Below are 26444 nucleotides of genomic sequence, written 5' to 3' on the forward strand. Positions count from 1 at the left end.
TCAATACACATTTATTAACTAAAGATTATGAATGAAGAGATCATCTAGCGGGTGTATTGACCGTGTTTAAACATAGTATTAATAGTTACTTTATAACCTTAATCGCAGGATGCGTTTTAGTTAAGGTTGTATCTTCATCCTCTTGTTTTGCTTTGTTTTTACCTCCAAAATTATAGGTAATTCCCAATTTAAAAACCCGCATATCATTTTTGATACTGAGGTTCGTCTGTTGATCAGGATGTTCTAAAATAGAGGCTCTAATTCCTCCTGTTTTAAATGCATCACTAACTGAAGCTGTTACTGTAAAGGCTTCATTGAAGAATTTTTTGCTGATTCCCAAACTAATTTCTCCCAAAGAGCGATACTTAAAGTTGTCGTCAATGCCTCCATTTTGGCACCAAGCACTTAGCTCTATACTAAAGTCTTGGGGTAATTTAAAATTGTTATAGCTATAAAAACCAAGGCTATTTTTGTTTTCTTTGATGGCTTTATTGTCAAATTTGGTGTTGTAGAAATAAACGCCATGGTAATTTTCCCACCAATTAAACCCAGGAATAGGAAGGGAGAGGGAGGCTTGCCATTCACTTCTATCTTTTCCATTTACACTCGTAAAATACGCTTGATGCATCCCTTCGTTAAAGTAGTTGTACAACATGGGATCGGTGATACGACTGTAGCCCAACGTTAGGTCAATAAAACCGAGAAATTGTTGAGAAATCTCAATATTATTGGAATACTCTGGTTGTAAATTAGGATTACCCATTGAGCGCGTGGTGCTATTCATATAACGTACTGCAGGATTGAGTTTATCAAATTCAGGGCGTTCTATTCGCCTTGCATAGGAAGCCATAATCGAGTAGTTCTCATTTGCGGTATACGTAATTTGTAGGGTTGGAAATAAGGAAAAATAATCTTGTTTCACTAATTTCTTGTGTTGTAGAGTATCTCCTTGTATATGGGTATATTCCCCGCGTAATCCTGCGCTAATCACCCATTGTCCTTGGGTAAGGTCAAAAGCCCCATAAAAAGCATGCACTCCTGTTTGATAAGCAAATTGACTCTTTCTTTGTTCTGGTGTTGTACCAGCTGATTGAAAGCTTGTTTGTAAACGCTCATCCGTTTTCAAACTAGCGTAGTTACTTTTTATACCAAAGGCAAGTTTAGCTTGTGATTGATCGCGTTCCCATAGGTATTTCTCATAATCGGATTTGAAATTAAATTCGGTGCGATCTGCAGGATATACGTTATGCTGTTTGATTTGTCCATTTGGAGAAAGCATCGAACCGCTGTTACCAAGAATGTTGTCTGTCAAATCTGATTTTACATATAACATACCTCCGCTAGTGGTCCAACTGTCTTTTTCTCCCAATTTTATCTTGTATTGTAAATCCGTTTTCAAGGTCATTAACTTACTCTTACTATCGTTTTTTTGTGTCGCTAGTTGAGGTGTCATAATCGCAGAACCTTCTGTTGTATTCGTGTGAATCGTACTTGGTGTATCATTGTAATCCAACGCTGTATGGAGTCGCAAAACATTTCCTTGTTTAAACGTATGAGCGATATCCAATTGAGCTAAGTGAGATTTGCTGTTTAAGATGGTGTGTTGCCCTTGATTTAACCAAGCTTGATTGGCTGAAGCACGATCTTTTTTCTCTAAGTTTTCTCTCAATCGATCTGGGGCATAACTATACGAATACAAAAAGTTGTAATTCCAACGATCGGTTCCATAACCCAAATTAAGGGAATGATCCGTACTTACTTTATGACTGACCCCAACCGTAGAATTAACGGTTCCATAAAACCCTTGAACGAGTTTCTTTTTGGAGATGATATTAATCACACCCCCTGTTCCAGAAGCATCAATATTCGCAGGAGGAATATTCATGATTTCAATAGATTGTAAGGTAGAACCAGGCGTTCCTTTCAAGATAGTCTTCAATTGTTCATCTGACAATTGCGTGGGTTGACCATCGATTAAAACGGTAACTCCTGATTTTCCCTTAATTTTAATTTCCCCATTTTGACTCATAGTTACCCCAGGTAGGGTTTTGAGTACATCATAAGCCGATTGCGTTTGAGCTAAATTGCTTTGCTCAATATTTAAAGTCGCTTTACCTGGTGTTACTTTGAGTGCTTTTCTATAACTGGTAATCAGCACCTCATCTAATACCTTTTCATCACTGGATAGTACAATAGATAAGGGTGAATTTTGAGCGGCTAACTCAACGCGTTCTTCTTTGGTTTGATAACCAATGAAACTAGTTTGTAGGGTATAAGTGCCAGTCGTTTTGTTTAGTTTAAAACTAAAACTCCCGTTTTCTTCACTCATGGTTACGTATTCTTCTGTGGGATTGTCTGTGGCCCGCAAGACCAAAGTAGCCCATCCAACCGATTGATTTTGTGTGTCTTTGACTGTACCTTGGAGTTGTGTTTGTGCACAAAGTGGCAACCCAAAGAGAACAAGCAAAATATATACTATGTTTTTCATTTGTTGCAATATTTAGAATATAAGGGGGCTGTACTTGTCCTTTTTTCAAGTCAAGCAATGGATAGTACAGCAGTAAATAAAGAGGGTAAATTAAAGCAAAGGCTTGATTTCCTCAACAGTTTGTATGGCTTTGGTCCGTATAGCTAAAAGCATGGTTTCCAGTTTGTCAAAGTTTAATTCGTCTAACAATACGGTTTCCAAAATGGCGTATTGAGGCATGGTTGTGCGATGTGCATTCCATTTGCTTTTCTTCAACACTTTCCAATACTCTTGTTGTATTTTGGCATTTTGTCCCATCAACCAAAATTCGATCTGTAGCTTTTCATGATTGAGAACGATACCACATCTCAGCTTTTTTTCTCTTAATTCTCGATCAAAAAAGGAAAAGTAACTGTAGTCTAAATAACCCGGAGCAAGATTGCCAAAGGTGTATTGATCCTTGTGATGTAAAGCAAAATCTGCTTTTGCTTGTAGGAGAAAACGCAGGAGAAAATGATAGGCTTGTGCTATTTTCTTGTTTTGAATTTCTCTTTGATAATGGTGCAATAAAGTAGGTATCGATTTCATTTTCTTTTTTGATCAGGGTTATTCGAGTAGTGCTTTTGCCAATTGATAACTGATTTCAACAGCGTCAATATTGGCGCTATTACTCAAAACAACGATGGTTAGTTTTTTCGAAGGTATACGGATTAGGTTACAGTTGTAACTCATCCATCCTCCTGAGTGTTCTAGTGCATCTAGTCCTTGTATTTTGCTTAGTCCAATGCCAAATGCATAGGGTGTATAATTGATAATATCTCGACCATTAGGCGTTACAGCAGGAAAGGCAGTAGCAAATTTTTTCACCAAATCTAATCCACCTACTTTACCCGTACTCATATTTTCTCCCCAAAGGATTAAATCCTCAGCCGTACTGTGTACTTGTCCGTCCCCAGTATGTGTCCAGAATACTTCATCGGGTTGATCAGTTTCATCATAAGACAAAACATAAGGGCGTTCGATAGGGTAATGGTCCACAATAAAGGTGTTTTTCATCCCTAGTGGTGTAAAGATGTTTTCTTGACTAAAGGCTTTAAGCGACTGACCACTTACGCGTTCGATAATCTGAGCGAGTAAGAAATAGCCTGTATTGCTATAATCTTGTTGCGTTCCGATTTCAAAGTCCGTATGGGTTAGCTCGCATAAGTGTTGTAAGGTTTCTGCACTGCTTAGTGGATATTGTCCATCGATGCCCTTTTTTATAGCGAGTTCCATATAGTCTGATAACCCACTAGAATGACTAATCAGATGTGCAATTGTAATAGGTTTGACGTATTCCCCCAATTCAGGAATATAAGTATATAGCGATTGATCAAGGGATAGTTTGCCTTGTTGTTCCAATAGAAGTATAGCAAAGGCTGTAAATTGTTTAGATATTGAAGCAATATTAAACACGTCATTCGATACTAATGTTCGCGCTGGGTCAACAGAGGCTAATCCAACAGCTCCTCCATAGCCAATGCCTTGGTCATATTGTATGCTGTAGGTAAAACCAGGTTTGTCTGCCTTGCCATTTTGTTGAACAATTTGAACAATTTTTGCAGCCATTTGCGCTTCTTTTGAATTGGGATTTTCCGCTTTATCTGAACAGCTCAGTAGGAGTTGACTCCCCATAGCCCATAGTCCAATTACAGCAATATATAAAAGTTTCTTTTTCATTATTAACGATTTAATCGCGTGATCTTTCACTTTTGATAGCGCAAATATCTCTACCAAATAGAACAAGAAAAAAAAAGAAGGATGAAAGCGAATTTTTTCATGATAAACTGAATTAATCCACACGTATTTAAGGAACTACCTCTAGCCGTTTACTCAAATCGTTCAAGTAATTCTCTTTTGTAGGTAGAACCAATAGGGAGAATAAGTCCTCTTTCTAATTCGACCTGTCCACCTGATATTTTCTTAATCTGATTCAAGGCTACAATATGTGATTTGTGGATACGCATAAAGCGCTTTCGATCTAATTTCTTTTCTATTTCTGTAGTAGTAATCGGACTGAGATATTGTTTTTCCTTAGTGAATACTTTGACGTAATTTCCCCAGCTTTGAAGGTGTGTAATTTCATCGAAATACAGTTTAAGTGTATCTCCATCCACACGCAACAGAAGATAAGAGGTTTCTTTTTCTTCTTGATTGGAATCTGTTGTTTCGTTTATCGGAGTATATCTCGAAAATACATTGTCAATAGCGGCCATGAAACGCGCGAGATCAAAGGGTTTGACCAAATAGTCTACCACGCGGTATTCATAACTTTCCAAGGCGTATTCCTTATATGCTGTGGTAAGTACTACAAGGGGAGGGTTTTTTAAGGCTTTTAGCATCTCCAATCCCGAAATTCCAGGCATATTGATATCCAAAAAGATGAGGTCTACAGGATTTTCATACATGTATTCCATCGCCTCAATTGGATTGTAGAAGGAGTGCTGCAAGTCGAGTTGCTTTAATTGCTTGATGTAATGCCGAAGAACTAAGTGTGCACCTTCTTCGTCATCAATGATCATACATTTGAGTGTTTTGTTCATGGTTTTACTATTTTAAATGGATCACTAGGGTTGTAGTATAGCTCGTTTCGTTTTTTGTTGTTTCTAAGGTAAATCGCTTGTTGTACAAAAGCTCCAAGCGTTGGCGAATATTACTTAGACCGATTCCCGTTGAGTTGTTTTGCAGGAGTTGATCCGCTAAGGAGTTGGTTATTTGTAGGCGAATTAGTTTAGGTTCAATGGTCACACGGATAGAGACAAACCAAGGTTGCTTAATAGTCAAACTGTGTTTGAAGGCATTTTCAACCAACGTGATGAGCAACAAAGGCGCTATATGGTATTGAATGGCTAGTTCATGGCTATCTTCAATGCTATAGGAGATTGTACAACGCTTTCCGACACGTTCCTTTTCTATGGCAATATAGTTGCTGATAAAGTTCAATTCCTCCTCCAAGGTTACGGTATCTTTTTTGGAATTTTCCAATTGATACCGCATGAGATTGGAGAGTTTGAGAATGAGGTCCGGCGTACGTGCAGGATCTGTTAGGCTAACACCATACAGATTGTTGAACATATTGAAAAAAAAGTGGGGATTTAATTGCGCATGTAAGTATTTGATTTGTATTTCGCTAAGCATCAATTGGGCTTCATTTCGTTTTTGTACTTCATGCGAATACTTTCGAACTAAGAAAATGGAAAGAATAGCAAACGTACTAATTACGCAGAGTGCCAAATGAGAAACATAGTGATCCAAAAGAGTGTCTTCATCCGTTAAATAATAGGTTGGGTCGATCCACAAATAGTCTGCTGTTAATAATACACCCGCTCCAAGCAAGGTAAAGAGAATGGCAGCTATTCCGTAAAGGAGATAGTGTTTGGAAAGAAACAACGCAAAAATAAAGTAGCGATGAAACAGAGCCTGTCCATAGACAATGGCAAAAAATAAAAAGGTTTTGATGAAATCTGTTTGCGATATGGACTTCATCAATTCGGGAAGCATAATGAGTGCAAATAAAGCGCAGAAGTAGATTACTTCCTCTACGAAAGGTTGCGTATACCATTTTTTCGTTTTTGCCATTCGAGTTGCTTTTAGGACAAACATAGTTGTATTGCTACTTAAGTTACAAAAAAATATGACGAACGCAGTTTATCACGGTTAATATGTAAGCGATAATGTGCGTTTTTTAAGATTAGTGAGGAAGGTGAGGAGGTGTGGTAGGTTTCTCTTGATATTTGGGATCATTGTAGAAATAAAAAATAAGTAGTTTGAAAGAATGTTTAGGAAAAAGCGATTATTTTCAATTTGTCATTGGTTTATTTCATACATTAGTTTAATTCACCTAACAAAGTAAAGAAATGAGAAAGGTATTATTGTATTGTTTTGTGCTGCTGTGCAGTTTGCAAGTTTTGGCAGGAACAAGAGTAATCAAAGGAGTCGTTTTAGCTAAAGGAGATGGGCTTCCATTACCAGGGGCTTCTGTTTTAGAAAAAGGAACCAAAAATGGGGTGTCGACGGACTTAGATGGTAAATTTCAAATTGACATACAAGATACCTCAGATAGCTATTTAGAGGTTTCGTTTGTTGGTATGGTAACCGAAATGGTTAAAATAAATAGACAAACAGACTTTTATACGATTTTGTTAAAAGAAGATGAGAACCAGTTAGATGAAATCATGGTTGTTACAGGATACGAAGCAACTACCAAGCGAAATTATACGGGATCTGTGGTAAGAATAGAGGATCATTTAAGGGTAAATGACATTGCAGATGTTAGTAGAATGATTGAAGGAAGAGCAGCAGGGGTAACCGTGGGGTCTATCAATAAGGATTATGATGATGATGATAATGATGAGGTACAGGACGTAGTGGGATCTAAAGAGACGTGGAAGAAATCGAGTTTAAGAGACAATGCTATGCGTTTGGAAATTGGCGATAATGAGTTTTTAGCCTTAGAAGATGCTCAGGTAGCCTTGCAAATTGAAGGCAATCGCATTCGCGTTTTAATTGATGCTTACTTTTTTAATGATAAACAAAGTGGTTTAGAAGGAACATTTAAATTGAAGTTACCTGTAGATGCTTCTCCTTATTATTTTGCTTTTGGAGAAACAACGCTATTCGATCAAGATAAGAAGGGGAAAAAGGCAAGTCCTATGACTCAATTCCATAATTATACGCAAGATAATTTTGATTTATCTATGGTTGGCATTCAGCAAAGAAAAGATCAACAAGCCATTAAACAAGCAAAAATAACAGAGAAGGAAACTGCTGCAGATGCGTATTTTTCTACTATTAAACGCAAGGTCGATCCAGCTTTGATGGAGTGGTCTGGAGCGGATATGTTTAGCTGTCGCGTTTTTCCTTTACAAGCCAATAAACTACACCATATTGTTATTGGCTATGATGTAGATATGGTAGAAGGAATGGATTATCGAACTTTTATGTTAAACTTACCTGAAGTGAAGCATAAATTACGTGTGGATTTGGCTGTGGCAGATGGAAAGGATTATGTGATTACACCGATGAAAGACGCAGTGGTACAAAAGGCAAATAAAAAGCAGTATATCACTTATTTTAATCCAACAGAAAAAGAAATTAATATTCGATTTAATACGATAGAGCCTTTGGTTCTTTTTCAGCAAGGAGAGGCTCCTTATTTTGCCGGAACGATGCGCGTTCAATTGCCTCGTGAACTGGATGAAAACATGGCAAAGGATGCTGTTTTTATGTTGGATACTTCGTTGAGTGCTAATCCTGTTTTGTTTGGTGTTTGGGTAAATTTAGTTGAAGAAATACTGCGTCAAAATGAAGGAATTATTGACCGATTTGCAGTTGTAAATTTTTCTATTGGGACACATTGGTATCAAGAGAAATGGATCAATAATACGGCAAAAAACAGAGAAGCTTTATCAAAGTATATGAATAATCTTGCTTTGGAAGGAGCAACTGATTTGGGACGAGCGTTAAAAGAAGCTTCTCATCCTACCTGGTTGTCTCAACCAACGAGAAAGAATATTTTTCTGCTGAGTGATGGAGATTTAAATTGGGGAGTGACTCATCGTGAGTTATTGGTTAATTATCTTCAAAAAGGAGATCGAATTTATACCTATAAAACAGGATTATCAGGAACCAATACAGAACTCTTAGACTACCTAAGTGCTGTGACCAATGGAAGTTCGTTTACCGCAAATAGCGAAGCTCAACTAATTGAAAGTGCAAAAGCACTGCGTTATAAAACATGGAAATTAGAAAGCATTTTTGGAGCTACAGCTACGGATATTTTATTAGCAGGTGGAGTTACTCAATTGTACGATGGACAAATTGTACAATTAGCCGCACGTGGTACTTTAGATCAACCCATTCAATTGAAAATAACAGGAGGTTCTGACGTTAAGGTAATTGAATTCAATCCTCGTTATAAGGTATCTTCCAATTTGGCCTCACGTATTTATGGAAAGATTGCCTTAACTCAATTAGAACAACTTGGCAATGATTTGAAATCCGCCAGTGTTGACTATTCGATTTACTACAGTGTATTGAGTAATTATACTTCTTTTTTGATGTTGGAATCAGAAAGGGAATACGAGGATTACAAGGTGAAAAATTGGGAGGTAGCGGAGAAATTCGTCAAGGAATTCACTGTAAAGGAATTGTTAGAAGGATTTAAGCAGTCAGAACCAATAACGGCTAAAAAGTTAGTGGAACATTGGATTACATTGCTAAAAAAACGAGGACTATTAGAAAGTGGTGATGAGGTATTTGATAATTTTGTTCGTGAAATGACAGAGCAAGATTTTGTGATACAACCTCAATCCGTATTTTCGCTATGGAATAAGCAAGAGCAAACAAAAGAGGAGTTGAAAGTGCTTGAACAAGAGGAGGTTACTTTTGATTTGTTACAATTGGTAGCCGAACAAAGAGGCAAAAAGAAATCACAGGCTGATGCCTTAAAATTATTGAGTTCAATCATTGAGCGCAATGGAAGTGATGTAGATGTCTTACGCGATTTACTAACGAAGACGATGCAAATGAATTACGGGTATGACAGCTATTATTTAGGGCAAAAAATATTAGACACTCGTATTTATGATGGTTTGGTTTACTTCAATATGGCAAGAGCGCTTGAAAAAAGCAATCCTAAACTCGCTGCTATTTTTTATTATTTCTGTCAGGTAATTGATTTCGACGATACAAATGATTACGGAAGTTTAAAGGAAATTAGTGCACTTTTTGCCTCTTCGTTTCTAGATCAATGGAGTAAAACTCGAACGTCAGCATCGGTAAAGGAAAAGATGTTCTTGAAGCGATTAAGAGAAGAAGTACAAGAAGAATATGAATCGTATTTCAATGAACAAGTAAATCCTGATTTGGTTGTATTAGTTTATTGGAATTTAGATAGTACAGATTTAGATTTACATATTCTTGAGGCGTCGAATGAGGAATGTTATTACGGCAATAGAAAGACAAAACTAGGAGGCATGTTATCAGATGATGTTACGAATGGATTTGGACCTGAAATGTACGTTCTTCCAAAAGCGAAAGCAGGAAAATATCAAATTTCAATAGATTATTTTTCAGAAAGTGGTATGCGAACTAAATCAGCAGCCAAAGCCTATGTGGAAATTTACAAATACTTTGGAACTTCAAAACAAGAGGTAAGTAGAAAAACAGTTGTTTTAAAAGAAAGAGAAAATGAGGAAATCGTTGAAACTGTTGTCTTCCGTTAATTCTTAGCGAAGCGAAGCGATATAGTTCGAAAATAAAAAAACAACTTTTATGTTTATTTCATACATTAGTTTAATTCACCTAACAAAGTAAAGAAATGAGAAAGGTTTTATTGTATTGCTTTTTCGTTTTTTTGCAAGTTGCTTTTTTGTTAGATTATCGATTAAAGAAAAGTTGCTTTTTGGTTTTTTTGCAAGTTGCTTTTTTGTTAGATTATCGATTAAAGAAAAGTTGCTTTTTGGTTTTTTTGCAAGTTGCTTTTTGTTAGATTATCGATTAAAGAATATGTGTTTTTAATAGATTAGGAAGGTTAGGAAGTTTAATTGATTAACCAAATAAGCGAATTTTGGATGAAAGAAAATATATCCTTAAATCAGAAAAATCAACCGTTAACCATAAACTCACCCAAGGGACTATAAAATGACGAAATAGAGGATGTACAGGATGAATGAGGCATCTTTGTAGGGGTAGATGGAACATCTACCCTTTAATAGTTCCATTGCCTTAATAGATTGAAGAGTAAAAAGTCAAGTAGGGGTAGATTTTCCATCTACCCTTTCATACTTCTATTGCCTTAATAGATGGAACACCTACCCCTTAATACAGTAAAATCAGAAATAAAAAAATTACTTCACCCATTGTTCGACCAAGTGATACCAAAGCGCTTGATTATCTTGTATAATAAAAACTGCAGAAGCGTTTCTCGTATTTTGCGTTTCCCCTGTGGTTTGAATTTCCGTATACGTGACTACTACATGGTGAGCTGTGGCGTATCCGTTGAGGTTTTCCAATTTGACGGTACGCGTAGGAAATTGCCCATATACTTGTTGGAGCCATTGAGTTAGCATGGAGAAGTTGATGGTTTGCCCATCCCCATTAACCAATTGAAAGTTAGGGTCAAATGTACTCGTTATTGCTTGATATAGCGCTTGTTTATTCGTTGCGTTGCCATTAAACCACTGTTGAATGTTTGTGCAAAAATGCTGAACTTGTTCTTGGCCCAAGGCCAAGGCATGTGAATTGTGCATAGGTATAAAATTAATTGATATTTTTTTTGAGTAGAAGGAAAAAGCCAAAACCGAAGAGTTGAACAAGTCCAATGGCGATTAGCGCTAGTGCTAAGGCTGTTGAAAACCCCATAATTTCAGCGGTGGAAAAAAATAATGTGCCAATACTTGCACCACCTAATACGCCACCTACTTGCATAATGGTACTGACAATTCCCGATGCTTGTCCAGCCTGTTCTAAGGTAATTGTTCGAATACTCTCACGCATCATAACGGGCATAATGAGTCCGTGACCTAAACCAGCAAAGAAAAAGAGAAGGTGAGTAAGTAGATGAGGTTCTTCAGCTAGGTAAAAAACGCCTCCTAGAGCAAGAAAGGAAAAGAACAATAAGCTGAGAGCTAATAGAATCCAAACCGTTGGTTTTTGCGGTATTTTGGCAAATACAATTGGACCTAAGAAAAAGCCTAAACCATAGGGTACAATAGCAAATCCCGCAGCTAGTACACTCCAATGTAAAAAGCTTTGTAGGTAATAAGGATAGCAAATAAAAAGTCCAGCAGTAAAATTGTAGAACAAGATAATAGGCAAATTATACGCAAAGGTTTTATTTTCAAACAAGGTCAGGGATAGCAGTACGGTCTTGTTGTGATGTGCTCTGTATTTTTCATAACGAATAAACGCCATTAAAAAGATAAAACTAATCCCCATACAAGCAAAGATCCACCAAGGCCATTGAAACGTACGTCCGTATATCAAGGGCGTGATAAAACAAAGTAAGCTGCTGATAATTAGCAGTACACCCAAATAGTCTAAAGATTGCTTTTGCTTGGGTTCAGTAGGCATATAGCGATAAATGCCAAAGAGGCAAAGCGCTGCAACAGGCACATTCACTAAGAAGATAATCTCCCAGGTCATTCCCCCTAAAGGAAATCCAAGTAAAAGACCTCCGAGTAGTTGCCCCACAATAGCCGCTAGTCCAAATACAGAACCAAATACCCCTAAAGCTTTGGCGCGTTCAGATTCATCGAATAGTATTTTAATAGAAGCTAAGACTTGAGGAGCTAAGAGAGAGGCACCGATCCCTTGTAAAAAGCGCGAAAAAATCAACATGCTTATAGAAGGAGAAAAGGCACAAGCCAAAGAAGAAAATAAGAAAATCCACAGTCCCAAGGTAAAAATCCTTTTTCTTCCATAAATATCGCCTAGTTTTCCACTGCATACAACTAGAGCGGCATAAGTTAATCCATAAATAGCGACGACCATTTGCAATTGGTTGGCCGTAGCCTGAAAAGCTTGTTCAATAGCAGGGAGAGCCATATTGACAATAAAGTAATCCAGGGGAGATAAGAAAGCTCCAGCTACGAGGTAGCGCAAAATAATCCACCTATTTTTTTCCGTATTCATGTTTATATTTTTTATTCCTTTGCAAAGGAAACACGATAGATACAAAATAATTTGTACTTAAAAAGGTTTTTGTTGTTTTGATGCATAAACAAAAAAACAATCTGGACCCCCTAGTTGTTCAGCAAATTGATTGTCTGGATGAAAGTTGGACGGTTCATTCCAAAGCGGAAATCACCTTGGTTTACATCTTGGAAGGAGAGGGGAAAACCCGTTATGATACCCATTTAATTCCATATCAAACGGGTAAACTCTTTCTGATTCCCTTTGATACCCACTACCTTTTTCAAAGTGAGGGCAGCAGTCGTTTTTTAGTAGTAGAATGTCCGCAGGCTTTAATTACGCAAATTCGATTGGAAGCCGATCGCATAGAAACCTGTGATAATATGCATAAGTTGACTTATATTACCCATCATTTTCACGCGAAAGCAGGTTGTGTTTTTCGAGAAGAAGCCGATGGAGTTTTAGCCAAGCAACTGTTGTATACAATTGCCAGAGAACACCAAAGTGGAAATCAGGAATACCTGATTATTCGACAAGCGATGGCCATTATACTCCACCTTGTTGCGCGCAATCTTATGCAAACTGACTTTGAGCAGGTAGGGGAAAATAAGAAAGTACAAGATGTAATGAAATTAATCACCTACGTTCAACAACACATTGGCAATCGAAAGTTACTATCAATTGAGTCATTGGCTTCAACTTTTGGAATTGCCAAAAGCTATCTCGGTGAGTATTTCAAAAAGCAAGTAGGGGTTTCCCTTCAAGATTACATCTTAGATTACAAGATGAAATTGGTCGAAATACGATTGAAACACAGCACCATGCGATTAAAAGAAATCGCCTTTGAATTGGATTTTAACGACGAGAGTCATTTGTCGAAGTTGTTCAAAAAGTATAAAAATTGTACCCCCTCCCAATACAGAAAACTTCACGAAAAATAAAAGATAAAGTATACGCTATATTCTTTTTGTCATTTGACAATTGTCTCACCGATAGAGCCACCTACTTTTGTTGTTTAATTCTTTAAAGTTTGAACAGTATGAGTATGGATATTTTAGTTGGACTCCAATGGGGGGATGAAGGAAAAGGAAAGTTTATCGATTACATTTGCAACCAGTATGACCTTGTTGCTCGTTTTAATGGAGGGGCTAATGCTGGTCATAGCATTTACTACAAAGAACAAAAGGTCACTTTAAAATTACTGCCTTCGGGTGTATTTTATCCCAATACAATCAATGTAATTGGAACGGGGGTTGTTGTCAATCCAATACAATTAAAACAAGAAATAGAACAATTGATGACGTTGGATGCTTCTTTGGCTTTGGATCAACGCTTATTGCTTTCTGCTAAAGCTCATTTGGTTTTACCTACTTATCCGTATTTCGATCGTTTTTTCGAAGAAAATCCTCAATATAGAACCATTGGAACCACAAAAAATGGCATAGCGCCCGCTTATGCCAATAAAGTGCTCCGTCAAAACCTCCGTGTGGGTGATATTTACAGTCCTCATTTTAGAGAGGAGCTGCACTTTATACTCCATCGACAATACAAAGAACTACAAGATCTTCATTGCGCCTTGCCTTCTTATGAAATGATGATTGCAGCGTTTTTAGACGCTGTTGAATTCCTGAAAACTTTTCCTATTGTAGATACGGAATTGTATGTCAATCAAGCCTTAAAAGCGGGTAAAAAAGTATTGGCTGAAGGTGCACAAGCAACGATGTTGGATATTGATTATGGAACCTATCCTTATGTTACTTCTTCAAGTACAATTGCTGGAGGAGCTTGTACGGGGTTAGGTGTTTCTCCGCTTCATGTGGGTGAAATTTTCGGTGTAACCAAAGCGTATACGACACGGGTAGGAGAAGGTGTTTTTCCAACTGAATTAACCGGGACGGCTGCTGAAGAACTCCGTGTAAAAGGAGGGGAATTTGGCTCGAATACCAAACGTCCCAGACGAGTAGGATGGTTGGATTTACCTGCCTTAAAATATGCCGTTATGATCAATGGTGTAACGCAACTCATCGTAACCAAAGGTGATATCCTCAGTGATAGAGAAGAAGTGCCTGTAGGGGTACAGTATGAGGTAGAAGGAATACAGCAAGACTATTTTACCATGCATCACCAAGAACAAGAAATTCGTCCCATCTATCAAATGATGAAGGGATGGACGGGAGATTTTTCTTCTATTCAAACAGCAAGTCAGCTTCCTGTTGCTTATCAAGCGTATTTGAATTATATCGCTCAGGCGGTGGAAGTGCCCGTAACCTATGTATCAACTGGACCGAAAAGAGAAGAAATTATTCATTTGAAAGGAGAATAACATGAGATTACCTACCTTTATGATTGATAAATATTGAAAAAGGTAGCAGAATAATAGCAAAAGTATGGAAGAACTACTGACCTATATAGAGAAATTTGCCAAACTTACAGCAGCAGAACGCGAACGCATACAAACCGTATTTACACCTAAGAAGATTGCCAAAGGGGAGTATTTTGTTGAAAGTGGTAAAACAAGTCATGCGATAGCCTTTGTAGAATCTGGGGTATTTCGCTCGTTATACTACAATAAAAAAGGAGATGACTTTACGCGTTACTTCATTTACGAAGGGCGTTTTGTCGGTGATTTGCACAATTTCTTTATCCAAGCACCTGCCAATGATTATGTAGAAGCAATTACAGATGCTTGTGTTTGGAGTATCGATTACGAAGATTTCCGTCAATTGGAACAAGAAATATCCGTTTGGCCGTTGTTAATGGCAAAACTTCATGCCTTTGCCACAGAAAGTAAACTGAAGACAGCGAATACCATGCTCAATTTAGAAGCAAAGGATCGCTATCTCCTTTTTCTAAATCACTATCCCGGTTTGGTTAATCGAGTGCCATTGAGTATGTTGGCCTCTTATTTGGGAATTACCTCTTCCTCTTTAAGTCGAATAAGACGAAGTGTTTAACACGATATTTTCTATAAAAATTCCCTCTAAAAGCAGGGAATTTTCTTTTTTAGTGGATGTATAAAATCGAATCATATTGTAATTCGAACAACAAGAGAATTGAAATAGCTTACAATATGCATACATTCTGCGAAAAAAGGAAAATAACAACGTAAGAAATACGCGTATTTTTGTAAACAAGAGAGCAAAATAGCAAGTACTAAGAAGATAAGGCGATAGTTTTCTGCTAAGGATTAGAATCTGTATCCTTTAAAAAAGGAGAAACTGTGGCTACCTTCGTTTAAAAGAAGATCTTATTTTAGTTCTAATGAAGTTGAAAAAGAGTAGTGTGATTTTGATTAGGCAATCGACTTCTTGTAAGCGACTAGAAGATAAAAATAGGCACTTAGTAAAATTTTGATATATGAGATTATATTTATCCTCTTCTGGGTTGGGCGATCAGGTAGAACAATTAAGAAGATGGCTCAAGTCTGGTAGTAGAATTGCGCACATCAATAATGCGCGAGATTGGGTGGGTGCTGACCCCAACATTAGAGCCAATTATCAAGCAAGTGAAATGGAGGAGTTGCGCACCTTAGGTTATCAGGTAGAATCATTAGATCTCAAAGATTATTTTAATCAAACAGAAGCGTTAAGACAAAAATTAGCTGAATTAGATGGAGTATGGGTAAGCGGAGGGAATACCTTTGTATTGAGACAAGCAATGCGCCTTAGTGGGTTTGATTTGATTTTTGAAGAATTGAAACAAAGGGAAGATTTCGTTTACGGCGGTTATAGTGCTGGCGTCTGTGTACTGTGTGATTCTCTAAAATACATTCGACAAGTGGACGATCCTACTAATTTCCCCTATGAGGGATGTACAGAAACGATTGAAGAGGGACTCGGATACTTTACTTATGGCATTCTTCCTCATTATCGATCCAATCATTTTGAATCTGAGATGATGGAAAAGGAAGTAGAGAATTGCATCAATCAGAAGTGGTTGTTCAAAGTATTACGCGATGGAGAAGTTTTAATTATAGAAAAATAACCAAACAACAATAAGAATTCGCTTTTCAAGTCTTGTAAAAGACTTAGTTACAAGCCAGCCTGAAAAAGAGTATGTTTCTACATGCTCTTTTTCTTTGTTAATCTAGATTAGATGTAGTGGAGAAAAGGCAGTTTGTCTTTTGTATTCATTTTTAAATCAATCTTCCTTGATTAAAAAATGAACCTTAGAGAAAAGAAAAATGAGCTTTATAGTAAGATCAAACGCTTTCCTTTTTGTATTTTTATAGGAAGAAAAAAAGACGATTTACAATGACATCTAATACCTTAAAGACCCTCAATTATTCGGGTATTTTTCTATCTTGTTATTCTGATTACAGCGAGAAATGCATGCATGCAACGCCAGAACATGTTTTGGTTTACGTTTATTCAGGAGAGCAAATTATCGAAGATCGAAACAAGCGAATCAAAGTAAAAGCAGGTCAATGTGTATTTATTCGCCGCAACCATCAGTTGACGATGTATAAAAATAGCTTTGGAAACGAACATTATAAAGGGATTTCACTGACGTTTAATCGCAACGTATTACGTGAGTTTTACAGTACATTAGACAAGACGTTGCTACCTAAAAAAGTAGTTGTTTCGGATAAAAACGTTTTTGCCATTGAACAGCGTGCGGATATTACAAGTTTATTCGAATCGCTTACTCCTTATTTTGATCAACAGATACAGCCGAGTGAAGCTGTTGTTCACCTCAAATTGTTAGAAGGGATTTATGCTTTATTGAACAATGGAACTGTATTTTATCCGTTGTTGTTTGATTTTACCGAACCTTGGAAAATAGATATTCTCGATTTTCTCAATGAACATTATAAGGATGATTTGACGATTGAGCAAATAGCGACTTATACAGGTCGTAGTTTGGCTACTTTTAAGCGAGATTTTAAAAAAATTAGTACGCTAACCCCTCAAAAGTGGATGATTAAAAAGCGATTAGAGGCTGCTTATGTCAAACTAAAGGAAGAACGCGCAAAGGTGCAAGATGTCTATTGGGAGGTGGGATTTAAAAACCCTTCTCATTTTTCTACGGCATTCAAAAAACAATATGGTGTATCTCCTTCTGAAATAGGCGTAAATTGAGCTGTAGAGCAAAGAAGTTTGACCCACAGAGCAAAGGAGATAGACTGGCTAGCAATTAACTTTGTTGCCTATAAATTATGGACTCAAATAAAAAAAGGATAATGGAAACAAGACAAGTAAAAGCTTTTGGAACAGAAGCACCAGAAGCAGATTTAAAACAGATGAATATTAGCCGTCGTGCAGTAACAGCAAAAGATGTGGCAATTGATATTTTATATTGTGGTGTATGTCACTCTGATTTACATACGGCGCGTAATGAATGGGGCGGTACTCAATATCCCAACGTACCTGGACACGAGATTGTAGGACGTGTGACTCAAGTAGGATCGGCAGTAACGAAGTTCAAAGTAGGTGATTTAGTGGGTGTAGGTTGTATGGTGGATAGCTGTCGTACGTGCGAAAGCTGTAAGGAAGGATTGGAACAATATTGTGAAAATGGCAATATAGGAACCTATAATAGTCCAGATGTACATTTAAATCAACAAACGTTTGGTGGATACTCAGAAGCGGTTGTCGTAGATGAGGATTTCGTTTTACGCGTTCCAACTAATTTGGATTTAGCTGCAACTGCTCCTTTGTTATGTGCGGGAATTACTACTTTTTCTCCGTTGAGACATGCTAATGTGGGGCCAGGACAAAAAGTGGGAATTGTAGGAATTGGAGGTTTAGGTCATATGGCAGTTAAAATTGCCAAAGCCATGGGAGCTAAGGTGGTGGTGATTACTACTTCACAATCCAAAGTGGAAGACGCTAAACGCTTAGGGGCTGATGAGGTAATCTTATCGACTGACCCAGAACAAATGAAGGCCCATGCACATAGCTTGCACTTTATCTTAGACTGTGTATCTGCTCAACATGATATCAATGCGTATATCAGCTTATTAAAACGCGACGGAAAACTAACGTTAGTAGGGGCCCCAGAACACCCACTGCCGGTGGCTGCTTTTAGTTTGATTATGAACCGCATTAGCTTCTCTGGTTCGCTAATCGGTGGAATTGCACAAACACAGGAAATGCTAGATTTCTGCGGCAAACACAATATCACCTCGGATATTGAATTGATTCAAATGCAAGATATTAATCAAGCTTACGATCGTCTGCTCAAAGGTGACGTCAAGTATCGATTTGTAATTGATATGGCTTCTTTGAAAAAGTAAGAGAAAGACTTCCGAAAGGAGGTCTTTTTTTATGGTAGGAAGTAGGGGGCGTTTACCTACGTCCTTTCGCAAGAGAGAAAATGAACAACTGAATTAGAAGCTTTACGCTATTTAATAGCATTCGTTACTCCACACTATATATCTAAATGGACTTATGTCTTCGTTTTTAAAAAAAGCACATGAGTTACCCTTCATTTGTTTCCGAAATGAGAGGATTTATTTTTTTTAACAACAAGAGGGAATTACGGTATTTTTTGTTGTTCAAAACAAATTATATTAGTGATTGTTTTGTTTTTTATAAAATTACATGATTTTTATTTGTTTATTTTATTTAATAATTGATTATTTTTTAATAAAAAAATATTAATTGGCTTTTTTTTAATTAAAATTTATATTTTTGCGATGAAATAATATCGATTGTACTGTAGTATCGGTTTATTGTTTTTCTGTTAGTGGCAATTTGCTTTCCAACTCAGTTGGGGATATCAAAGTGGAGCGCTGTGGAATAGCGCTGTTAGACTCTAGAAGATAAAAGAGAGTGGGGTCTAAGAAAGGTAATATCGTTAAGAAGTTGAGGGCACTGATTAATTGTAATATGTTTAAGATTAAATTTATATACTATGTTCTTGTGTTTAAAAAAAGGAATTATTGCGTTACTGCTATGTTCCTCAATGATTAGTTATTCTCAAGTGGTGTCTTCTTTTTTATCTAGTAAAGAAGGCGCTACAACAAATGCAGTTAATTCTCCTACAGCTAGTGCGTTTCGTGTTTTTGGATCTTTTCCTGCTAGTAATTTTATTGGTGTTATAGATGTGAGTATTCCGATTCATTCCAAAGGTTCAAATGTTAACGGAGTAGATATATCAATGAAATATCACAACGGAATGGGGAATAAAATAGAAACCATACCTACAATACTTGGTTTAGGTTGGCATTTGGATATTGGGGGAGCTATTACCTTGGTTGAAAGTAAAAAAAGAGAAGCTATATATGATGATGTTACTATAGTGTTAGATGACCCTTATGCACTGCAAAGGGAGAATTGGAATACAAAAGAATACTTAAATGAGCTAATTGGACCTGAGGGAGGAACTCCAGTGTCAATTGTTAATACAAGTAGAGGTTATCTTCAGCAAACTGTTTATTCAATTAATTTCAATGGATATTCTGGAGAACTCTACTTCGATCATAACGAAAAGCCAAAATTTCGATCTAAGAGTAATAAGAAATTATTGATTGAAATTGAAAAACAACCTCATCGAATTGAGAAAGATACTATTAAACTTCCTGCTTTAGCAAGCTATATTACTGACCTTCGATTTTATATTCCAAAAGAAGGGGATATCAAGAAAATTACACTTATTGATGAAGAAGGAGTGCGCTATGAGTTTGGAGGAGCATTTTCTGCTACAGAATTTTCTAGAGTAGGACATTCCGCTTATAAAGCACCTCGTAATAATGCATTTGATATTCCTAATCCTATCACTTGGAATTTAACTAAAATAATCTACCCAAATAAAGATATCATTGAGTTTAAGTATATAAAACAAGGCTTTCTATATAGCTCAAAGGTTTGGAGTGATTTAGTTACGGATAAGTGGAATACAGGTGACAGTTCTCTTACAACAATATTTGGTGCAAGAAAAGTACATATTAATAGTGAACAAGGGACCTTAATAGATTTAGTGTATTTAGATGAAGTTATTACACCTAAAGAAAGATTTAAATTTAATTATAATGAGTATTCTCAACCTCGATATTTATTTGCAAAATATGATGAATTAAAGAATGCTAGAAATGCGGGCGGAGATATGCATGGTTTTGTAGATGTTCAAATTGAGTTAAAGAAAATTTTCTTCTTTAAATATCATGATGTAGGTAAACTTAATTTTGCTGATTTATCACAACCCATGAAACAATTGAACTTTATTGAAGTGTTTAATTCGGAAGGAGAAAAAAGTAAAAAAATTAATTTTGAGTATTTTACTTTTAACTATCAAACACGTCCAATGCTGTATAGTTTAAATATTGAGGATTTAGAAGCAGGGGTAACACAAGAAAACTCCAATTCAATGCAATATAATTTTCGGTATAAAATGCCTAATCAAAATGTTTTACCACCTTATCAATCGTATAATAAAGATGATTATGGTTTTTACTCTACTAAAAATGATTATATAGGATTCATAAGTAATCCTTATTATCCTGAATATAGTCGTTTAAATATTACTTTACCTTTTAGAGATAATTTAAATCTGAGACAACAATATGTAGAAAATCGAAAACCAGAAATTTCTCAATATAACGATTTACAACTTTTAGAGGAAATAACCTATCCTACAGGAGGTAGAACGAAGTTTGAATATGAGTCCAATATGTATGGCGGAATAGCTAAGAATTATCCATTTATTGTGGAAGCTAATTCAAATCAAATAGCGAAACCTGCTGGAGGAGTTCGCATAAAATCAGCTAAAAGTTTTGATACGAATGGGACAATAGTCAAATCGACAAGTTATAAATATGTAAAAGATTATTATCAAGGGGGAAATGCTTCAAGTGGTGTATTAACACATGTACCGACACATTTCGAATTTATTGAAGGAAATTACCCTTTTGGGGAAACTAGAGTATATCATATAGATTATTTTAATTGGAATAGTGATGATATTTATCCTGCAGATCGTCTACGGGGAAATCATATTATGTATAGTGAGGTAACAGAAATTGACGATATGGATGGGAGCTTTACAACATATGAATATAAAAATTTTGATAATGGGTATCACGATCATCCCATACTAAATTATGCCACCCATTATGAATTCAATTTTCAAGATGAGCTTGGTAACTATAAAGAATTCTGGCAGAAAAGGGACTTGATTAGTATGGAGTTGGAACGAGGCCAATTACTTTCGAAAACGTATTTTAAACCTATATTCTCCGCAACTGGTAGCCGGGGAGAAAAAGTAAAAGAAATGCGATATCAGTATGACGATAATCCCAATCGATTTGAGCAGTACATTCGTAGAATTAATGCTTATGATAATCATTTAATGGGACCTTTGCATGGTGGAATTCCTTCTTATACTTATATCGCAAGTAAAATATATACCTATACTCCTTATTTAACTAAAGAAACCGAGATTGATTACAATGGAACGGCAAGTATCGTTAAAAAAGAGACATCTTATAAATATAATGAACAATACAAAGCTCTAATAGAAAAAGAAGAAAAAATAGGAGATAAAATCTATAAAACAGTGTATAAATATCCGTTTGATTTTATGAGCCAATCGGTTTATGAGGACATGGAGAAAAAACACATTATTTCTCCTGTAATTTTAGAAGAACATTATATAAATAACGAAAAAATAGTTAGTCAAAAGAACAATTATGCAAAATGGTTTACAGCATTTGGGTGGAATGATTTTGCTGTGAGTCCTTCTGATTCAATTATAACTCCTCAAAATAATGTGTTAAATCCACCAGTATTTGAATTAACGTATTGGCCTTTACTCAAAAATATTGAAAAGCAAATTAAGCAAGTGAATTGGGAGAAAGAAGTTGATTTTTTATCTTATGATTCAAAGCATAATGTATTAAGTTCCAGAGATAAAACAGGTTTTGAAACCAACTATATCTGGGGATATAATCGAAGTTTACCTGTCTGGGCAATTGCTAATGTTTCTTATTCTTCAATAAGTAGTTTATTAGGCAATAAAATTTCTAAAATAGGAGGTGATTTAGTACCCCTTGAAGCCGATGTACAAGCAGTTAATACTCTTTTAAAACAAAGTCCGGATTTAAAAGAGGCTGTTATTCATCATTATCTGTACGACCCTATCAAAGGATTAATCTATAAAGAAAATGAAAGAGGAGGGAAAGAATACTACGAATATGATGGTTTTGGGCGCTTGAAAAAGGTTCAAGACAGCAAGAAAAATACGGTTATCGAATATGAATATAATTATAAACAATAGCGGTATGAAAATAAAACTACTACTAGTTACTTTGATCCCTATGTTAGGATTTAGTCAAAAAGTGAAATGGGAACAAACGTTAGGCAGTACGCATGCGGAATACCTATTTGATGTGTTGCCAACAGCCGATTATGGTTTTTTGTTAGCTGGGAGTTCCCTGTCTAATGAAGGAGGGGATATCAAAGCGAAGCGTCGCGGCAATATTGATGCTTGGTTGTGGAAGATGAAAGAAGATGGCACCCAAGAATGGCAATACCGCTTAGGAGGTGATGGCAATGATTACCTACACAGCATTTGCCATACACCAGATGGTGGTTTTTTATTGGGTATTACGTCTACCTCCGGAAAATCAGGCGATAAAACAGAAGTAAATAAAGGCAAAGAAGATTTGTGGTTGGTGAAGCTCAATGCAGCCAAAACGATCGAATGGCAAAAGAGTTATGGCGGAATTGGAACAGAGGAAGTGGTTAAGGTGATTGCCCTTAAAGGTGGGGATTACGCAGTACTAGCCAATAGCAATTCCGTTGTATCAGGTGATAAAACCCAAGCTTATTATGGGGGAATGGATCTTTGGATTTTGCGATTAAATGCACAGGGTAGTATTGTGTGGCAAAAGAGTTATGGAGGTGAATACAAAGATACAGGAGTGGATATAATCGAAACTGCAGATCGAGGTTTACTCATCGGAGCTCAATCCAATTCCCCAAGGAGTCATAGTAAAACAGCCGAATCTTTGGGAGGAATGGATTATTGGTTGATCAAACTAAGTGCATCAGAAAAAGAAGAATGGCAAAAAACCTATGGAGGTCAACAAGAGGATGAATTAAGAGAAGTTCAACAATTGACTGATGGTTCTTATGCGCTGTTTGGCATGTCTAATTCAGACGTATCAGGTACTAAAACCAGTAAACAAGAGAGTAACCTAGATTATTGGTTGATTAAAACAGATGACCGTGGAGATGTAGTAAAAGAGTTTACGTATAGCTATGGAGATTATAATGTACTAACCAACGGTTTTGTCGATTCTAAAGGGCAGTTTTTCTTGGGAGGAAGTAGCATGGCTGTTAGTGAGAAACAGTCAACCTTTGAATATTTGGGTACTCGTATCGAAAGTGATCACAGTGTTGCTTGGGAAAAGTCAATTAGCAGCAAGGGCAATGACATTCTGACAAAAGTAATTCAAACCCGCGATGGAGGTTATGTATTTGCAGGAACATCCAATGGCGAAAAGAGCAAAGTAAAAGCGGCTCAAAAAGGAGGCAATGATTTTTGGATTGTCAAAGTGGAGAAAGAAGAGAAGGAAAAAGAAGAACCTACTCGTATTACGCTAGAGGCTTTCCCTAATCCGACGACTGGTTTTGCCAATATCGTGATGAATTTTGCTTATACCACTGGAAAAATGGAAGTCTACGATTTAGGTGGACGTTTGTTGCAAAGCAGAGCGATTGAGTATCAAACGGAACCTGTTGATTTAACAGCCCTATCTCGAGGTACCTATATTATTTGGGTGAAAACCGATACGGAAAGTGGAAGTATTAACGTAGTAAGACGATAAGAAAATCATGAAACAGATAAAAATGAAAAAAAAGATATATTTATTTATCGTACTTTGTTTGGGAGTTCTTCCTGTTTTTGGACAAACTCGTTCAGAAAACTACATCAAGACCACACAACCTCAGTATGAAACTAGCAATCCACCACTATCTATACTGAGTAGACCGAAGTTAGAAACCGTGGTGTATTATGACGGTTTAGGCCGTCCCAAACAGGAAATAGCAGTTGGAATTGGTCCTGGAAGTAGAAATGTGGTCAAACACATTGAATATGAGTTGAATTTAGGACAAATTAAAGATTATCTGCCTTTTGTAGCGCAATATTATCCAGATAATACTCTTCAATCCCAGTACACGCAAAACCAGAATTTTGTATCCAATGCAAAAGGAGCAACGGAGTCTTTTTACAATACAGCTAAATACGAGCGCACAACTAATCCATATAGTGAGAGTGAGTTGGAGAAATCTCCATTAAAGCGCGTATTAAAACAAGCCTCACCAGGAACAGATTGGAAGATGGATGCCAATGGGATACATAATGTGAAACATAGTTATGGATTTAATACGGCCAATCAAGTAAAGAAATTCAAAGCGGTAGCGACATGGAATGCGAGTTTGAAGCAGTATGACATTCGCCTTGTGGATGAGGGGTATTTTGCAGCAAATAAACTGTATGTGACTTCAACCCAAGATGAGGATGGCAATTATTCTAGTCGTTTCACGGATCAAGAGGAAAAAGTCTTGGCTACGGTTCAAGTGCTGGATCGTGAATTAGTTGTTGTGGGGCCCAAAGGATCAGGTGGTTCGTTATCTACTGATGTTACAGATGGAATTTCCAATGAACTAGCAGGAAAAAGTGTAAGTGAAATCATTGATAATGCAGAAGAAATAGGGAATAATTTGTCAGATCAGGTATCCGAAGGGGTCAATTCACTTACTCCTCCAGTTAAACCGATAGATCCTGGGAGTTGGAATCCATATTTTGGACAAGCACTGTATACTTATTATGTGTATGATCAGTACAATAACTTAACCTATGTATTACCCCCTTTAGCCCAAGGACAAACGGATGCCATTACTTTGGATAAATTGTGTTATCAATACAAATACGATCACAAGAATCGCCTAGTAGCCAAGAAACTCCCTGGGAAAGAGTGGGAGTTTATGGTGTATGATAAAGCGGATCGCCTATTAGCACAAGGGCCAGTGTACAGCCCTTTTGGCGATGGAGCTCAAGGCTGGATGTTTAGCAAGTACGATGCCTTTGGAAGAGTGGTGTATACCGGGTTTTACAATGGAACAGCTACCACAGAAACAGGACGCAATACCTTTCAAGGTTTGGTAGAGGCTACTGCAGATTTTCACGAGAAAAAGGCTACTGCTAGTACAATCGATCAAGTATCGGTTCCTTATAGCAATGTGACTATACCCAAAACGGCAATCAAGATTTTAGGAGTCAACTATTATGACGACTATACTTTTTCAGGAGGGCCAGCTAATGTAGCTACTGTCGAAGGACAAGAGGTGATTACCAATGTCAAGGGACTGCCAACAGGTGCTTGGACTAGAGTACTGACCACGGCCAATGAAGCACAAGGAACACTTAGTTATAGTTTATATGATTACAAGGAACGGGTATTGAGGAGTTATAAAACCAATCGTTTAGGAGGCTATACCCAAGTAGATACGAAGTACAATTTTCGCGGACTTCCAACCAAAACGATTACATCGCACAAGTATAAAAATGGGGTAAATCCGACCACTATAGAACAACGCCTTTATTATGATAGAGCAGAACGTCTGTTGTATCAAACCCATCAAATCGGTACTTCCAATGCAGTGGTTCTTTTTGAAAATGTATATGATGAATTAGGTCGTGTTAAACAGAAAAGAGTAGGGGGTAAAATGGGGAGTAATTTAACCCCCCGAGAGATGCAACAAAATAAAGAAGTTTTTGATGGACCTATATTAGTTGTAGAATCACCAATTCGCACCTCTTTTTTGCAAGAGATCAACTATAGATACAATATTAGAGGTTGGCTAACCCAAGTAAACAGTACGGGTAATTTAGAAGCAGGTGATTTTGGCAAGAAATCATTGTTTGCGATGAAACTAAACTACAATACCTTGGATAGTGAAGGGATTGGTGAAGTAAAGAAGCTGTATAATGGAACTATAGCCGAGCAAACTTGGAAAACAGCACAAGACAATGTCTTGCGTCGCTATAGTTATGGCTATGATAAGTTAAGTCGTCTAAAAGCTGGGATTTATCAAGAGCCAGAGGGAACGACACCCCTTATAGGTTTGTATGATGAGCGCATGAACTACGATGTCAATGGAAATATTACCACCTTAAACCGCAAAGGACGCAGTGTAAATACCGCTATTGCCTTGGATGTGGATCAGCTGACTTATAGTTATGATGGAAATATCCTACAAAAAGTAGAGGATGCTTCTAACAATACCGATGGATTCAAACAGGGGAGTACCGCTGCCAAACACTATGATTACGATAGTTTTGGTAACCTAAA

General features: G+C 36.9%; 17 protein-coding genes. 10 read left to right on the forward strand and 7 right to left on the reverse strand.

Annotation, left to right across the window (positions count from 1 at the left end; translation table 11 throughout):
* Positions 1–85: 85 nt before the first annotated feature.
* The 5 genes from HX004_RS14325 to HX004_RS14345 form a co-directional block, all read right to left on the reverse strand.
* Positions 86–2488, reverse strand: a complete 2403-nt coding sequence (locus HX004_RS14325; protein ID WP_286443288.1) for a TonB-dependent receptor — start codon at positions 2486–2488, stop codon at positions 86–88.
* A 90-nt stretch (positions 2489–2578) separates the two neighbouring features.
* Entirely contained in the window at positions 2579–3055 is a 477-nt protein-coding gene (locus tag HX004_RS14330) for a DUF7000 family protein (protein WP_286443289.1), read from the reverse strand.
* A gap of 18 nt (positions 3056–3073) precedes the next feature.
* Positions 3074–4186 (reverse strand): serine hydrolase domain-containing protein, encoded by a 1113-nt coding sequence (locus HX004_RS14335; protein ID WP_286443290.1) that lies wholly within the window; start codon positions 4184–4186, stop codon positions 3074–3076.
* Between the two features lie 149 nt (positions 4187–4335).
* Complete coding sequence (locus HX004_RS14340) at positions 4336–5049, reverse strand: LytR/AlgR family response regulator transcription factor (RefSeq protein ID WP_286443291.1); 714 nt, start codon at positions 5047–5049, stop codon at positions 4336–4338.
* A 7-nt stretch (positions 5050–5056) separates the two neighbouring features.
* The gene (locus HX004_RS14345) at positions 5057–6085 is read right to left on the reverse strand and encodes a sensor histidine kinase (RefSeq protein WP_286443292.1); all 1029 of its coding nucleotides are present in this window, start codon (positions 6083–6085) and stop codon (positions 5057–5059) included.
* A gap of 278 nt (positions 6086–6363) precedes the next feature.
* On the opposite strand from HX004_RS14345, the gene HX004_RS14350 reads away from it, so the two are divergent.
* A complete protein-coding gene (locus HX004_RS14350) occupies positions 6364–9732 on the forward strand; it encodes a DUF2135 domain-containing protein (protein ID WP_286443293.1) in 3369 nt (1122 codons plus the stop codon).
* Positions 9733–10356: 624 nt separating this feature from the next.
* Here HX004_RS14350 and HX004_RS14355 read toward each other — a convergent pair.
* A complete protein-coding gene (locus HX004_RS14355; protein WP_286443294.1) occupies positions 10357–10758 on the reverse strand; it encodes a hypothetical protein in 402 nt (133 codons plus the stop codon).
* A 10-nt stretch (positions 10759–10768) separates the two neighbouring features.
* Positions 10769–12142, reverse strand: a complete 1374-nt coding sequence (locus tag HX004_RS14360; protein WP_286443295.1) for an MFS transporter — start codon at positions 12140–12142, stop codon at positions 10769–10771.
* A gap of 80 nt (positions 12143–12222) precedes the next feature.
* Here HX004_RS14360 and HX004_RS14365 point away from each other — a divergent pair, with 80 nt between their 5' ends.
* The 9 genes from HX004_RS14365 to HX004_RS14405 form a co-directional block, all read left to right on the forward strand.
* Complete coding sequence (locus tag HX004_RS14365; protein WP_286443305.1) at positions 12223–13083, forward strand: AraC family transcriptional regulator; 861 nt, start codon at positions 12223–12225, stop codon at positions 13081–13083.
* Positions 13084–13181: 98 nt separating this feature from the next.
* Positions 13182–14465, forward strand: coding sequence for an adenylosuccinate synthase (locus HX004_RS14370; RefSeq protein ID WP_286443296.1), 1284 nt, complete (start codon positions 13182–13184; stop codon positions 14463–14465).
* Between the two features lie 64 nt (positions 14466–14529).
* Complete coding sequence (locus tag HX004_RS14375) at positions 14530–15096, forward strand: Crp/Fnr family transcriptional regulator (protein WP_286443297.1); 567 nt, start codon at positions 14530–14532, stop codon at positions 15094–15096.
* Between the two features lie 403 nt (positions 15097–15499).
* Complete coding sequence (locus HX004_RS14380; RefSeq protein WP_286443298.1) at positions 15500–16126, forward strand: Type 1 glutamine amidotransferase-like domain-containing protein; 627 nt, start codon at positions 15500–15502, stop codon at positions 16124–16126.
* Positions 16127–16395: 269 nt separating this feature from the next.
* Positions 16396–17223: an AraC family transcriptional regulator gene (locus tag HX004_RS14385; RefSeq protein ID WP_286443299.1), complete on the forward strand. Its 828-nt coding sequence runs from the start codon at positions 16396–16398 to the stop codon at positions 17221–17223.
* A 101-nt stretch (positions 17224–17324) separates the two neighbouring features.
* Positions 17325–18380 (forward strand): NAD(P)-dependent alcohol dehydrogenase, encoded by a 1056-nt coding sequence (locus tag HX004_RS14390; protein WP_286443300.1) that lies wholly within the window; start codon positions 17325–17327, stop codon positions 18378–18380.
* A gap of 671 nt (positions 18381–19051) precedes the next feature.
* Complete coding sequence (locus HX004_RS14395; protein ID WP_286443301.1) at positions 19052–22360, forward strand: sugar-binding protein; 3309 nt, start codon at positions 19052–19054, stop codon at positions 22358–22360.
* Positions 22361–22364: 4 nt separating this feature from the next.
* Positions 22365–23915: a T9SS type A sorting domain-containing protein gene (locus HX004_RS14400; RefSeq protein ID WP_286443302.1), complete on the forward strand. Its 1551-nt coding sequence runs from the start codon at positions 22365–22367 to the stop codon at positions 23913–23915.
* A 22-nt stretch (positions 23916–23937) separates the two neighbouring features.
* Positions 23938–26444 (forward strand): DUF6443 domain-containing protein (locus HX004_RS14405; RefSeq protein WP_286443303.1); only part of this gene is annotated, 2507 nt, incomplete at its 3' end.

This window comes from Myroides sp. 1354 (genome assembly GCF_030324495.1).
Taxonomy (GTDB): domain Bacteria; phylum Bacteroidota; class Bacteroidia; order Flavobacteriales; family Flavobacteriaceae; genus Flavobacterium.